Source organism: Chitinophaga sp. (assembly GCF_036569185.1).
Classification (GTDB): Bacteria; Bacteroidota; Bacteroidia; order Chitinophagales; family Chitinophagaceae; genus Chitinophaga.
This window is the reverse complement of record NZ_DATCRD010000264.1, coordinates 1-15092: the sequence shown is the minus strand read 5'-3', so window position 1 is coordinate 15092 and position 15092 is coordinate 1. Positions and strand designations below refer to the sequence as shown.

11 protein-coding genes are annotated in these 15092 nt (G+C 46.3%); 3 read left to right on the top strand and 8 right to left on the bottom strand.

All coding sequences use genetic code 11. The annotated features are described in order from the left end of the window. Positions 1–22 precede the first annotated feature (22 nt). From VIM72_RS20250 to VIM72_RS20225, 6 genes are all read right to left on the bottom strand, one after another. Positions 23–1228 carry a quinol:cytochrome C oxidoreductase gene (locus tag VIM72_RS20250; protein ID WP_332004642.1) on the bottom strand — a complete coding sequence of 402 codons (1206 nt, stop codon included), beginning with the start codon at positions 1226–1228 and terminating at the stop codon, positions 23–25. 43 nt (positions 1229–1271) lie between these two features. Next, positions 1272–1871 carry a c-type cytochrome gene (locus tag VIM72_RS20245; RefSeq protein ID WP_209855474.1) on the bottom strand — a complete coding sequence of 200 codons (600 nt, stop codon included), beginning with the start codon at positions 1869–1871 and terminating at the stop codon, positions 1272–1274. 83 nt (positions 1872–1954) lie between these two features. Continuing rightward, on the bottom strand, positions 1955–2548 hold the full coding sequence (locus VIM72_RS20240; RefSeq protein ID WP_332004640.1) for a DUF3341 domain-containing protein: 594 nt from the start codon (positions 2546–2548) through the stop codon (positions 1955–1957). Between the two features lie 48 nt (positions 2549–2596). Beyond that, positions 2597–4033 (bottom strand): NrfD/PsrC family molybdoenzyme membrane anchor subunit, encoded by a 1437-nt coding sequence (nrfD, locus tag VIM72_RS20235; protein WP_332004639.1) that lies wholly within the window; start codon positions 4031–4033, stop codon positions 2597–2599. Between the two features lie 109 nt (positions 4034–4142). Beyond that, a complete protein-coding gene (locus VIM72_RS20230; RefSeq protein WP_332004638.1) occupies positions 4143–7211 on the bottom strand; it encodes a TAT-variant-translocated molybdopterin oxidoreductase in 3069 nt (1022 codons plus the stop codon). Between the two features lie 70 nt (positions 7212–7281). Continuing rightward, positions 7282–8514, bottom strand: a complete 1233-nt coding sequence (locus VIM72_RS20225; RefSeq protein WP_332004661.1) for a c-type cytochrome — start codon at positions 8512–8514, stop codon at positions 7282–7284. Positions 8515–9009: 495 nt separating this feature from the next. Here VIM72_RS20225 and VIM72_RS20220 point away from each other — a divergent pair, with 495 nt between their 5' ends. The 3 genes from VIM72_RS20220 (at position 9010) to VIM72_RS20210 (ending at position 11228) form a co-directional block, all read left to right on the top strand. Continuing rightward, positions 9010–9762, top strand: a complete 753-nt coding sequence (locus VIM72_RS20220; protein ID WP_332004636.1) for a copper resistance protein NlpE N-terminal domain-containing protein — start codon at positions 9010–9012, stop codon at positions 9760–9762. A 173-nt stretch (positions 9763–9935) separates the two neighbouring features. Next, on the top strand, positions 9936–10511 hold the full coding sequence (purN, locus tag VIM72_RS20215) for a phosphoribosylglycinamide formyltransferase (RefSeq protein ID WP_332004635.1): 576 nt from the start codon (positions 9936–9938) through the stop codon (positions 10509–10511). Between the two features lie 48 nt (positions 10512–10559). Next, entirely contained in the window at positions 10560–11228 is a 669-nt protein-coding gene (locus VIM72_RS20210) for a hypothetical protein (protein WP_332004634.1), read from the top strand. Positions 11229–11234: 6 nt separating this feature from the next. On the opposite strand, the gene VIM72_RS20205 is transcribed toward VIM72_RS20210, so the two are convergent. Next, positions 11235–13700: a TonB-dependent receptor gene (locus VIM72_RS20205; RefSeq protein WP_332004633.1), complete on the bottom strand. Its 2466-nt coding sequence runs from the start codon at positions 13698–13700 to the stop codon at positions 11235–11237. 129 nt (positions 13701–13829) lie between these two features. Continuing rightward, complete coding sequence (locus VIM72_RS20200; RefSeq protein ID WP_332004632.1) at positions 13830–15014, bottom strand: GTP-binding protein; 1185 nt, start codon at positions 15012–15014, stop codon at positions 13830–13832. Between the last annotated feature and the right edge of the window lie 78 nt (positions 15015–15092).

The window sequence follows — 15092 nt, the reverse complement described above, 5'->3', positions numbered from 1 at the left end:
GCCTAATCTCCTTGATCACCTGTTAGGTGTGATGAATAATACTTTCTTTCAGGTAAGGATGATTCTTTGGAACCAGTGCAGCCTTGGTAAGCTGGTTGGATACCAGGAAGATGATCAGTCCTACGAAACCAAGTCCGAGCCCGAATTCAAACCAGGGGAATACCAGGTTTTTAACAGTACCTGGAGATACCATCTGCCAGAAATCCAGCCAGTGACCGAAGATGATCACGATAGCAATGAAAACAATGGCAGTATAGTTACGCTTGGTATCCCTTTTCATCAGGAACAACAGCGGAGTAACAAAGTTGATCAGGAGGTTCAGGAAGAAGATAGGTCTCCACTGACCCCATACACGTGGCTGGAAGTATTCAGTTTCTTCCGGCATGTTAGCGTACCAGATCAGCATGTACTGGGAGAACCAGAGATAAGTCCAGAAGATACTGAAGGCAAACATGAATTTACCCAGATCATGCAGGTGTTCTTCAGTTACATAAGTAAGATAACCGTGTTTTTTCAGGTATACAACGAACAGTGCAATCAGCGACAGTCCGGATACCCAGGTGCTGGCGAAGGTGTACCAGCTGTACATGGTAGAGAACCAATGTGCATCAATGCTCATTAACCAGATCCATGGCGTGGTTGATCCAACGCTCAGGGTAAATACCACCAGGAATCCACCGCATACAACCGTGTTTCTCCAGAGTAATTTACGGCCTGTTTCAGGACGCAGATCCCAACCATCTTCTTCGATAGACATTCTACGGAGCTTCATGGTAAAAAATATCCAGAGGCCCAGTGTCAGGATGGTAGCGATGGTAAAGAATCCCTTGTTTAAGAAAGCCGATTTCCAGCTCAGGACTTTATCTTCCGCTACGTGGTGTGCATTTACCCAGTGGTAGATATCATCTTTTCCACCGAAAACAATGATCATCACTACCACAAATAAGATGGCAGCCAGAACGGGAACGGCCATTGAAATAGCTTCAGGTACACGGCGGAAAGCAATCTGCCAGCCACCATGTGCCAGGGTAGTAGCAGCTATAAAGAATGTGCTCGCCAATGTAATCAGCAAAAAGAAGCTGCTGTTTTGCAACAGACCGGCCCAAAACCGTGTCGCGTTCTCACCATGAAACGCAATTAATCCGATCAATAACGTCAGCAAGCCCACGCCCATTAACACGAAGCTGGTCTTTTTTAATCTTGCCGGTACTACAAATTGGTCTTTCATTACTGTATATTAAAATACTTGTTTGAAATTCAGTTTAACTCATTTATTTAGCTGCAGTGCTATCACCAGCAGGAGCGGCAGACGGGGCGGCAGCACCTGGCTGTTTACTCTTGATATAGGCAGCAATCTTCCAGCGCTGATCCCTGTCCAGCTGGCTGGCATAACTACCCATCATATTATAACCATAAGTCATTACATGGAACAGGCGGCCTTCTGTATAACCGGATTTTGCACCGGCTACCAGGTTAGCTGGCGCTGCAGGGTAAGGTCCATCTCCACCTTTGTACAGCGGACCGTTACCATCTAAGGCAGTACCATGGCAGATACCGCAATAGATATTAAATAAACGCTCGCCTTCTTTAAGATCAGTTGGCGTAATCGTTAATGGATTCTTTACCAGGTTAGCCAGTGCCGTATCTGATTCTTTCAGATGGTATGGCAAAAGTTCTCCTCTTTTTACTGTTCCTTCCACTGGCTTCAGGCCTGACAAACGAGCATTGTAAAATTCATACGCACGGGATTCATACATGTCTGGCATATAAATCCTGCCGGGCTTTCTGTTATGCTCTCCCCTGTTACAGGCTGCCAGGAAAGCTCCAGTTGCCAATGCGGCTACAATCAATATGTTGGAAGTCCTTTTCATCAGAAATTATTTATCTAGCTTTCATTAGTCTTGCTTGCTCAAATCCTAATGTTGCAACGGTATGTTTTAGCTGTTTATATATTTTAAGCGTTTGTGGTCTGTATTTTACGGAGATAAGGTTCATCATCCTTATCATACCGTCCGAACCACCATCCGGCTTCAGCTCTTTGCTCGTTAATTTCATGCGCACCGGCTGATGCAAGAAAGCTCTTCACTTCCTCTGCATTGGTTTTTTCGGTCAGCTCTATCACCATTACAAATTTATCGTCTGTTTGTCCGGGGTGGAAAATATGCTTCTTCACACCTGGCATCAGCTGGCACAAATAGCAGAATGTCATCACCATCCCAACTGCTGCAAATAATACAGTGAGCTCAAAAGTGATAGGAATGAACGCAGGCAAGGGGAAGTGTGGTTTACCACCGATATTCAGAGGCCAATCTGCATTAAATACCCAGCTCATGAAGGATAATGCTGTAGTTGTACCTGTAATACCATATACGAAACCGGCTGTGTGCAGACTGGTTTCCCTTAAACCCATTGCATGATCGAGGCCGTGAACAGGAAAAGGAGTGTATACATCGTGCAATTTGTAACCCGCAGTACGCACTTTCTTTACTGCCGGGAACAACACTGCCTCATCGTCAAACAAGCCTACAACAAAATTTTTAACAGCCATATTTTTAAAGATTCAAATTCCAAGTAATAAATTCTCTCAGTTCGTCTTTTAGTGTGCGTGAGCTACATCATGAGCAAATTTCTCTGCAGGCTCTTCTTCGTACACCACCATTTTCTCTTTGTAATTTTCACCGGAAGTTTTCAGGATAGACTTGATTTCGGCCAGTGCAATTACAGGGAAATATTTAGCAAACAGGAAATAGCAGGTAAAGAACAAACCGAAAGTTCCCATGTAGAAGCCTACTTCAGGCCAGGATGGGCGATAGTATGACCAGCTGGATGGCAGGTAATCGCGGTACAGTGAAGTACAGATGATTACGAAGCGCTCAAACCACATACCGATGTTTACAATGATAGACATTACGAAAGTTACCGCAACGCTTCTTCTCATTTTACGGAACCAGAATACCTGCGGGGTAATTACGTTACAGGTCATCATGATCCAGTAAGACCAACCCAGCGGACCGGCAGCACGGTATTTGAAGAAAGTGGCAAACTCATAAGGGTTAGCGCCATACCATGCCATGAATAACTCAGTCAGGTAAGCACAACCTACTACGGAACCCGTTAATACAATTACCTTGTTCATGGCTTCCATGTGGCCAAGGGTAATGTATTCTTCCAGGTGTAATATTTTACGTGTAATGATCAGCAGTGTTTGTACCATCGCAAATCCGGAGAAGATCGCACCAGCCACAAAGTAAGGCGGGAAGATGGTAGTATGCCAACCAGGAATTACAGAAGTCGCAAAGTCAAAGGATACGATCGTGTGTACAGAAAGTACCAGCGGCGTAGCCAAACCTGCCAATACCAGCGACAGTGCTTCGTGACGTTGCCAATGCTTGGTAGAACCGGTCCAGCCAAAAGCTGCTATACCATATAATAATTTGCGCAATTTGGTTTTAGCCCTGTCACGAACGCTGGCGAAATCCGGAAGGAGACCAGAATACCAGAACAACAGGGATACGGTAAAGTAAGTAGAGATCGCAAATACGTCCCAGAGGAGTGGAGAGTTAAAGTTAACCCATACCGGGCCACGGGTATTTGGATAAGGCAGGATGAAGAACGCCATCCATACACGACCCATGTGAATGATCGGGAACTGACCGGCGCACATTACCGCGAAGATCGTCATCGCTTCCGCCGCACGGTTCACCCCTGTACGCCAACCCTGGCGGAACAGGAGGAGGATCGCGGAGATCAGGGTACCGGCGTGACCAATACCTACCCACCATACGAAGTTGGTAATATCCCAACCCCAACCGATGGTTTTGTTCAGATTCCATACTCCGACACCGAAATAGATCTGCCAGAACACTGAAAAGGCGCCAAAGCCCAACAATGTCAGGGAGATGAAAAAGCCTACATACCACAGTTTTCCAGGCTTCCCTTCAATGGGACTAATGATATCTTCCGTTACCTGGTGATAATCCTTAACCCCGTCTACCAAAGGTTCTCTCAGTGTGGATTCGTATTTTAAATGCATATTCTATAAGCTTTTAGCTGCTAGCTTCTAGCTACTAGCCCTTGTCTTTTGTTATGATCTCAGATTCTGTTCTTGCTGTCTTTTTCTTAACGGTTACCTGTTAAGATCATTATGCGTGATGCGCTTCTTCCTTATGTGCAGATTCTTTTTCTGCTTTAGGAGCGGCATCCTTGTTTCTGATCTTCGCCAGGTAGCTGATAGATGGCAGTACGTGTGTTTCTTCCAACACATAGTACATCCTGTCTACCTGCTGCTCGTTACGGATCTTATAGATTTCGCTGTTCTTATCGTTGATGTTGCCAAATACGATCGCATCAGCGCCACAAGCTTGCTGGCAGGCAGTTTTAGCAGCCCCGTCTTTCAGCGGGTGACCGGCTTTCTTCGCATCCAGTTTAGCTTCCTGTAAACGTTGTACGCAGAAAGAACATTTTTCCATTACACCACGGCTACGAACCACTACATCAGGGTTCAGTACCATGCGGGTAAGGTTATCGTTCATATCAGCCACATCGTACAGGTTGTTTTCAAAGCTGTCTGCACCATTCCAGTCTCTCCAGTTCAGGCGACGTACTTTGTAAGGGCAGTTGTTAGCGCAGTAACGGGTACCGATGCAACGGTTGTAAGCCATCTGGTTAATACCTTCAGAGCTGTGGTTGGTAGCGCCAACCGGGCAAACGTTCTCGCATGGAGCGTTATCGCAATGCTGGCACAGCATCGGCTGGAACACTACCTCCGGATTTTCATCATCGCCGCTGAAGTAACGGTCAATACGGATCCAGTGCATTTCGTGTCCTTTCGCCACTTCTTCCCGGCCTACAACAGAAACGTTGTTCTCTGCCTGGCAGGCAATAGTACAAGCCCCGCAACCAAAACAGGTGTTCAGGTCGATAGACATACCCCATTTGATACCAGGATAGCTGTAGTTAGGATACAGTGTTGCATCCTTACGGAAATCAGCGCCAAATTTCTTCAGTTCCAGTCTGTCTTCGTTTACCTCTTTAGGGTTCTTGATGAACTCTTCCAGGGTAGTTTCCTTAACGATAGGACGACCTTCGTAACTATTATGTGTTTGCGTTGAAGCAACAATTTCTTTCTGACCGGTAGCTTCTACAGTGGCGTCAACAGTGAAGTAATCAAAGTTCTGACCATTGAAGCTCACAAAAGGATAGGCGTTCTTACCAACACCGCCGGCAGCTTTACCTGCGTTATCGTTACGGCCATAACCCACTGCGATGGCGATCACATCTGGGTGCATACCCGGAACGATCAGCAATGGCAGTTCAAGTTCTTTACCGTTGGCTTTTATCTTCAGTACTTTCTTCTCTGCATTGATTTCGTAATCATCTCCTAATTGGGTAGAGAATGTTTTCGCCAGTTTATTGGAGATACAGGCGTAGTTACCCCAGGTAGAACGGGTAATAGGATCAGGCATTTCCTGTAGCCATGGGTTGTTGGCAGATCTGCCGCTACCAATAGCCACTTTTTCATAAAGTACCAGTTCCAGTTTACCACCTTTTTTCGCACTGCTTATTTTAGATGCAGCACCGGCAATGTCACCGGCAAATGTGGCACCACCCAGAGCAGGAGCTGCGGCTGGTTCAACCACACCGTCCTGTAAAGCCTTATCCCACGCTTCCTGTCCGCCCAGTTTGGTTATCCATTCATTTTTCAGGTAATCAGCCCAGGTAGTGGTAGTGTTACCAGACCAGGAGAGGAGTGTATCCTGTATGGCGCGTGTTTTAAACAGCGGGAGGATGGTTGGCTGTGCAAAGCTGTAGTAACCGGTTCTTCCTTCAGCATCATTCCATGATTCCAGGAAGTGATGATCAGGAGCCGCATATTTGCACAATACGGTTGTTTCGTCATTTCTGTCGTTGAACGATACCGCCACTTTTACTTTCTTCAGACCTTCCGCAAATTTCTGTGATTCGAAGTAGTCGTAAGCAGGGTTAACGCCATAAACCAGTACAGCACCGATGCTGCCTGCGTTCATATCGCTCACCAGTTTGGTCATATCGCTGTCGATACCCTGACGGTAATTGGAAGGAGATGCAAAATCGATGGTAGTACCATTGGCGCCGATGATGTTGTTGATGGCGTTTACAATGATCTGTACGTTTACATCATTAGACCCACTTACCACCAGTGCTTTACCGGAGTTAGCCTTCAGTGATTCCGCTGCTTTTTTGATACCATCTGCCACACGTTTGTCGGCGATAGCCGGAGCGGTTACGCTGCCGCCTACTGCTGCCAGCAGTGCCAGTGCTATGGCACCGGATTCAGATGGTTTGTGTGTATATCTTTCGTCCGCGTTTGCACCTGTAAGGCTCATATGGCTTTCGAACGCGAAAAGTTTGGACATTTCGGGTTTCTGCGCATTGATTTTACGGGTTTGAGCAAATTGGCGGGCATATTCAACCGGGTTAAGCCAGGTTCCGATAAAGTCTGCTCCCAGGCTCACTATCGCTTTGGCATTTTCAAAGTGGTAGGAAGGGATCACTCTTTTACCATAAGCCGCTTCGTTTGCCTGCAGTATGCCAGAGTAGGAAACAGCGTCGTATACTACATGGCGGGAGTTTGGATATTTTGCCAGGAACTCGCCGATCAGTTTTTTAGTGGTTGGGCTCAGCAGGGTGGCACTTAATAAAACAACAGGAGCACCGCCTAAACCGGCCAGTGCTGCACCAACTTGTTTATCCAGTTCTGCCCAGGTTGTTTCCGTACCGCCAATGGTCGGGAAACGGAGACGGGCAGTATCGTACAGGCTCAGTACAGCCCCCTGTACCCTTGCGGATGTAGCTCCGCTGGTGATAGATGATAAAGTATTCCCCTCCAGTTTGATAGGACGACCTTCGCGGGTTTTCACCACAACCGGTACATATTCACCATCAATGGCGTAAGAAGAAGCATAATAATTGGCTACACCCGGGGTAATCTCTTCCGGTTTGTTTACATACGGAATAGCTTTCTTTACCGGTGTTTCACAGCTGGCAGCTATAGCGGCAGCAGCGGTAGTGAACCCCAGATATTTCAGAAAATCCCTGCGGGGGGTAGTAGCATTCAACAGGCCTTCACTCTCGAACGGCAGTTCTTCACTGAATTCGTTCTTCACAATTTCCTGATGCGCATCGGTATTGTGCAACTCCTCCAAGCCTTTCCAATACTTTTTTTGCTCCATGTTATATTAACGAGTTACGTTTATAAATTTTGATATCTTCTGATCAAGAGAAAATCTCTCTAAATCCTTCCTAGTAGTGACATTTTTGACATTCAGTACCACCTACCATTTCAACTGTTACGCTGTCGATCTTCTTATCTTTAATATCCTGATGAAGCTTTTCGAAGATGCTGTAATAGTTGTTGTCAGCAAACTGCACTTTGGTAGTACGGTGACAGTTAATACACCATCCCATAGAGAGATCGGCAAACTGATGCACTTCGTCCATTTCGGTGATAGCACCGTGGCAGGTCTGACATTGCTGCTGACCGGCAACCACGTGTTGGGAGTGGTTGAAGTAAACGTGGTCTGGCAGGTTGTGGATCTTGGTCCATTCGATTGGTCTGCCTGGCTTGGTATATTTACCAGCTTCAGGATCCCAGCCTACGTAATCGTATAATTTTGCGATTTCAGCAGTACCGTCTACCTTCTTGCCTTCTGCAGTCGTCAGCTCAGGACCGGTATATTCCTTAATGGCCTTGTGACAGTTCATACAGATATTTTCAGAAGGAATCATGGCATGCTTACTCTTCTCAGCACCGGCGTGGCAGTACAAACAGTTGATCTGGTTAATACCGGCATGTACCTTATGGCTGTAGAAGATAGGTTGCTCCGGCATATAGTCCTGCTGGCGGCCCAGGCCAATAGCGCCCTGGATAGTGAAATAGCCACCTACCATGAAAAGCACCAGGATGATCAGTGCCAGGTAAGCTTTATTCTTGTAGAAAGGAACAGGATCAGGAGTTGGAACACCCTCTTTATCACCAGCCAGCTTATTCAGGTTGCTGTTGATCTGCATGAGGATCAGCGCTACTACCGCAAGGATCAGTGTAATGATACCAAACAGCAAACTGTTGTCGTTGCCTTTATCGGCAGCGCCGGCAGTATCAGCATTACCTGCATCAGTTTTGGGTCCTCCCGGGGTTTTGGCTTGCTCAACTTTTACATACGCCAGGATGTCGTCAATTTCCTCGTTGGATAACTGAGGGAACGGTGTCATCGCTGTCTTGTTGTACTCCAGATACAGAGCGTTGGCATATTTGTCCCCTGTGGCCAATACAGAAGCAGAGTTGTGGATCCACTGGTGCAATAATTTCTTATCGGGCCAGCGATCTTCTACTCCCGCTAATGCAGGACCTGTCAGCTTCTTATGGACATTATGGCAGGAAGCGCAATTTGTTTGGAATAATGCTTTACCCTTCGCTGGATCCGCTGCCTTAACGGAAGAAAACGGAATTACTATACTAGCGCATAGAATAAGCACACTCACAAAATGCTTGCGCAAAAGAATGGAAACACGACGATACACAGCCTATATAGTTTAGATTTGACCTAAAGTTTCTTAAAAGTGCCAGCAAAAATAAGACAGAATGTTGACAATTTACCAACAATTAAAAAAAATTATTGTCTTATAGCGGGCTGTTTTTAATCCGTTTTTTTAGCGATGATTGAGCCGAAAGTCTTACTGATAGCCTATTTGAACACTTCACCTGATATTTCCTTTCAGAACTTATTATTTTGATTGAAAGTTTAATTCCTTTGTGGGCGCACGTCTACATCATAACGTGGGGCAAGGTTTGCGGGGATATAATTATAATATATGCAGATGAAAATCAAATAGTGGTCCCCTATATCCCTTCACACACAATATAATATATTATCTGTCAGCACAGTTAATTTTCTGTGAGAGTTGTTATTTTTACCATAATAACCTGCCGGCAGACCAGAATGTTCAATCTGCCATCAAAAAACCGATCCCATGAAAAAAATGCTCATACTTCCCGTTTTGCTTACCGCCTTCATGGCTGCGTGTAATAATAATACCACTACCTCCGGAAACGATAGTACTACGCAAAATACAGCACCCGGCACAGGTGCTCCCACCGTCATTACCGGCACCTACCAGGGTACCCTTCCCTGTGCCGACTGCCCCGGTATGGATTACCAGATCAGCCTGTTTAACGATCATACCTTCAGTGAACTGGTGGCCTACCAGGGAAGAGGCCTGGGGATAGCCTCTGTGGAAACAGGTACCTGGAAACAAACCTCCGACTCCACGGTAATGATCCTGAAGAAAACAGACAGCAGCTCCTTCCTGGCCGCTGAGGGTCAACTACTACTCCTCGACGCCAAAGGCAAACGCATTGAAGGGGTCCTGGCAGGCAACTATATCCTCAAACCGGTAGAAGGCGGCGACCGCAGGCAACTACTGGCCGATAAATCAAAAGCCGGCATCCGGTTCACTGCCAACGGCAACGAGCCCGGCTGGACCCTGGACCTGGACAATAAAAAAATAAGTTTCAGGAATATTAACGGCGACAGCCTCCAGGCGTCGCTGCCCAGGCCCAATCCCAATACTGATACTTTAAAGGTATATACCGCTCCCGGCATCACGATAAGTATCCGGAACACCATTTGCACCGATGATATGAGCGGCCTGATGAAACCCAACAGCGTACAGGTACAGGTGAAAGACAAAATATACCAGGGCTGCGGCGAATATCTTAAATAAAAGGAGAGTGCATCAGGTCCACCTTTCAGACATGCCTGCAGCATATCTTCTTCCATTTCCATCCGTGTTTGCGCCTGGTCCCGGACAGGTTCGATACTCCTTATTATTATATCATTCTCCCAAATACCTGCTAAATTATCTATTTTTGTATCCTACTTAAATAGCAGGAGATTTTGAAAAATATTGCCATATTCGCATCGGGTGCAGGAAGCAACGCGCAGAAAATTATAGATCATTTCAGACATTCAGACAAGGCCAGGGTTACTGTAATTGTATGCAACAAACCCGGAGCAGGTGTTTTACAGATAGCCGAACGCGAAGGCATTGCTACCATACTAATCGAGAAAGAGGCCTTTTTCCATTCAGATAAATATATCCTGTTATTAAAGGAACGGCAGATCGACCTGGTAGTGCTGGCCGGTTTTTTATGGAAGATCCCCGCCAACCTGGTACAGGCCTTTCCTAACCGTATTATCAATATACACCCGGCACTGTTGCCGAAATTCGGCGGGAAAGGTATGTATGGCCATTTTGTGCATGAAGCTGTAATAGCAGCAGGGGAAAAAGAAAGCGGCATCACTATCCACTTCGTAAATGAAAAATATGATGATGGCGAAACCATCCTGCAGGAACGTATTATCGTTACACCGGAAGATACACCCGAATCCGTCGCACGCAAAGTTCAGGCGCTTGAACACCAGTGGTTTCCGGTAATTGTGGAACGATTATTGACCGGTTCTGAGAGCTGACGCACGCCGGGATGGAGGTTCTGAAGCCAGTCTAACCCTTACAACTGTATGAAAAAGACACTACTGTTAATATGGTTATCCTGTTCGTTTACTTTATCGTCCTTTGCACAGGACGGCGAGAAACAACTGGGCAAAAACACCTTTCTCAAAGTAAATCCTACCACCTTAATTAATGAACTCGATATTTACCTGGAACAGGAAATAACCGACAAATTCAGTCTCGAGTTTGGTATCAGTGGTATCTATACCGATTACCCGGATTATGTGCTGGCTAAAAAGATTGATATCGGCCAGAAGAAACCGGATATCAGTACAGGGCAGTTTGTAGATGGCCGGGGGCTCGGATTCCGGGTTGGCGCCCGCCTGTATCTTATTTCACAGGACATGTTGCCCTCCCGCGCAGCTGGTACCTATTTTGAACCGGTGGTATTCGTTAAAAAAGTTTTCTATCCCAACGAAGACAATACCGTAGGGAATGTTACCTATACCAACTCCGGAGATAAAACGGTGATAGGTCTTCAACTGCTGGTAGGCCGGCAATTCAAAAAAGACCGCTTCATTCTTGATCCGTTTATTGGCGTAGGCATCCGCAGTAAGATCTATAAATATAATACCTATCATTTCGACGAAGACAAAGTATCCCTCAACGACGGGAAAATGGTAAGCGTATTGCCAAGTCTACAAATAGGTATTAAAATGGGGCTCAAACTCTGGTAATCCTGTCTAAAAAGGAACAATCATTTTTACACTGAAATTTCTTCCCATATTATAAATACCCAGCCGGCCGTTAGGAGAGGAACTGTAGTACTCAAAATATTTCAACCGGTTCATATTGGCCTGGTAGGCTACATTAGCCACATTGTCGAGCTGCAGGAATATTTCACAAATCGTTTTTCCTTTCTTATTAAGCATCCCGGTACCGGCGCCAATATTGAACAGGGTATACCCCGGTGTAAATGTTTCGGTATCGTCTACTCCGTAAAAATGAGGCTGGCCGGCAATAATATCTGCCTCTACGCGGGCATATGCCTTGGTGAATACGCCGTAGTTACGTTGTGCAGTAGCCTTCAGCTCACTACGTATATGCGTGGGCGGTATAAACGGCAGGTAACGCGCTTCGTCTCCATACTTACTGATCAGCTCCATATTGCGGTTACGCCCCTGCGTATAGGCCATACTGTTATTCATAGTAAGCCAGGCAATTGCCCTCGGGTGAAGGTTCACACTTACTTCTGCTCCAAACAGTCTTGCTGCAGACTGCTGGTATTTATAAGTAGCGTTCCCCGGCACTATTACCACCGGGTTGCCGGCATCATCGTATAGCCTTGCCTGGTAGATATAGTTCTCTATATTATTATTAAACAGTTCCAGGCTGATATCTGCATCCGGCAGCCAGGCCTGCACGCCGATGTCTTCCTGTAAACTGAACTCCGGCTTAAATCCGCGATTTCCCAGGTATACAATATGTGCTCCCGGATCGAGACCATTGGAGCCGATCTCTGTAATATTCGGCGCACGGTAGCCCCTTGCAATGTTGGCTTTCACCAGCACCCGTTCGCTGATGTTCCAGGTAGCGCCCAGGCTGCCGGAGATGCCGGTATACCGGTTACTGAAAGAAGGGAACTGCAGATGCGCCCCCACTGTATCCGGTAACTGCATATGCCGCTCAAATCCATTCTCTTTATTGGGCCCTACATAGAAGTTGTTCCAGCGAATAGACCGGCTATCATAACGGATACCACCGGATACATCTACCTTACCAAAAGATTTCCTGGCAAAAATAAACCCGCCTATATCAAACAGGTTATAATCGGGGATGGGAAAATCGGTTCCATTCTTACTCCGGTTCTGCTGGTACATTCCATTAACCCCAACAGTTGTTTCCAGGCCACTTAAAACCGGCAGGTTGTAACGCACATCGTAGTTCAGGGTATTCAGCACCACGTACAATCCCGGCTGAGCGGGCACTTCCGGGTGATTATACTCCCGGCGGATGCTTTGTTGTACGCCTATCATCGTATTAATATCGCCGGCGCCCAGGTTCCACTTGGAACGGTTATACACCCGGTAATGCTGGATATGCTGATGCAACGGGTTAATGGTGTAGGTACGCAGCTCATTGTCAGGCACCAGCGGACGGTCTTTTATATCATCATCTTCCTTCACCTGCTTCGTAAATTTCCGGGTCAGGGAATCCCGGCTACCATCCGGAATTTCCTGGGTATTATCATAGAGTGTAGCGCCGAACTGGGAATATCCCCAAGATTTGTCTACTCTTGCCAGGGCAGTCAGGTTATATTCCCTGAAAGCCGTGCCATATACAAATCCATCCACGCTGTTGCGGTAGTTGTGCGCTGCTTTCGCAGTGCCGCGAAATACGTACTTCCAGTCGTTTTGCCGGTAAGCCAGTCCCAGCGAGGAACCTATCATTCCATTATTGCTGTGGTAATCTGCCAGGAAGCTACCCTGTAATTTGCCTGGCGTTAGCTCAGGGATATCGGGGATCATGTTAATAACACCGGCCAGGGCATCTGAGCCATAAGTAAGACTGGCAGGGCCTTTCACCACTTCCGCCCTGGAAATTCCGTACTGGTCTATTTCAATTCCGTGCTCATCGCCCCATTGCTGTCCTTCCTGCCGTACACCGTCAAACAATGTAAGTACACGGTTGTAACCAAGCCCGCGGATAAATGGTTTTGAAATATTGGGGCCGGTGGTTACCGCGCTCACACCCGGCACTCCTTTGATAATAGCGTCAATAATGTTATTGTTTACATTCATATTCATTTCCCGCTTACCAATAACAGCAATAGGTATGGGGTTTTTCCGTACAGCAGTAGCACGGGAAACGCCGGTTACCACCACTTCTTCCAGTTTAGACAGATCTTCTTCCAATGTAACATTCAATGTTGTTGTTTGTCCTGCTGCAATTTGTTTCTTCAGCTTAACTGTTTGGTATCCTATCATTGATATTCTGATCTCGTAAGTACCTGCGGCGATATTTTTAATACTGAAGATCCCTTGCTGATCGGCGGTAGCGCCGGTATGCAATGCAGGAATGGCAATATTGGCAAACTGTACAGGTTTTCCTTCTTTGTTGACAACGGTACCTTTCATTATGCCTTGCTGGGCATATGCGTTAGCTACAGATAATAGTAATAAAAATAGTAAAGTAGATAGTTGTTTCATGCGTATAAGTAATGTAGGTTTTATTCTCAGCCTGTTGTTTTCACGGATAGTAACAATGGATTACACTTCCAATTTTCTACAAAGCTATCTTCTATTTTTATACATGTCTTAATTATTTTTTAGATTAATCTAAATTTCAGGAAAAAGATCTTTAAAAAGATGACCATTTTGGAAATTTTTAATTTCGGACTCTGTACACAGGCAGTTGTCGAGATCGACGATGATATTGTGGGTATCCAGTTCCTGCCCGATGATTACCAGCTCATTATACCGGTCTGCGAAACGGGTGTCCCAACGGTTGGTAATGAGCTCATAAGTTTCAGGATCCATTTGCCATTGCTTCCGGGGGATAGCGCACCACCAGTAGCCGGCCTTTTCCGCACGCAGCGATCCGCCTGCCTGGCTCCAGTTCACTGCTATATCGGGCCGGGAGGCCAGCCAGAACAATCCTTTACTGCGGATAATATTACCTGGCCAGCGTTCATTGATATACTGCCAGAAGCGTCCGGGGTGAAAAGGTTTACGGCTGCGGTATACAAAGGAGGAAATGCCATACTCTTCTGTTTCAGGGCTGTGCTCATTTTCCAGTTCTGCCTGCCAGCCGGCGCTTTGCGAGGTAGTATCAAAATCAAAAAGACCGGTATGCAGTATTTCTTTCAGTGGTACCTGACCTTTGATGCTTTCTACGATCCTGGCTGTGGCGTTCAGTTTACGCAGTACTGCTTTCAGGTTGCCCAGCTGGTCTTTTGTTACGAGATCGCATTTGTTCATTACAATCACATTGGCAAATTCCACCTGGTCTGTCAGCAGGTTTACAATAGTGCGCCGGTCGGCCGTATCCTCTGTTAAACCTTTATCCTGCAGTAACGACATACTGCTGTAGTCATGGATAAAATTATAGGCATCCACTACCGTTACCATGGTATCCAACCGGCTCACTTTAGTGAGGTCCACATTATTGGCTTCATCCTGGTAGCAGAAGGTTTGGGCCACCGGTATGGGCTCTGAAATACCGGTAGATTCTATCAACAGGTAATCAAATCTTTTCTCTGCCGCCAGTGCTGCCACCTCTTTCAGCAGGTCTTCCCGCAAGGTGCAGCAAATGCAGCCATTGCTCATTTCCACCAGGCGCTCTTCCGTTTTATGCAGGGTGTTTTCATTCTTCACCAATTGTGCATCGATATTCACTTCGCTCATATCATTAACAATAACGGCTACACGAAGATTCTCCCGGTTATGCAGCACATGATTGAGCAAAGTAGTTTTCCCCGCGCCGAGAAACCCACTCAGCACCGTAACAGGTAATTTTTCCATATGTGATAAGTTATATTGCTATAGGTATGTTTTGCTGTTTTACAAACCTTATCGTCAGTAGATGTACCTTTGCTTCCT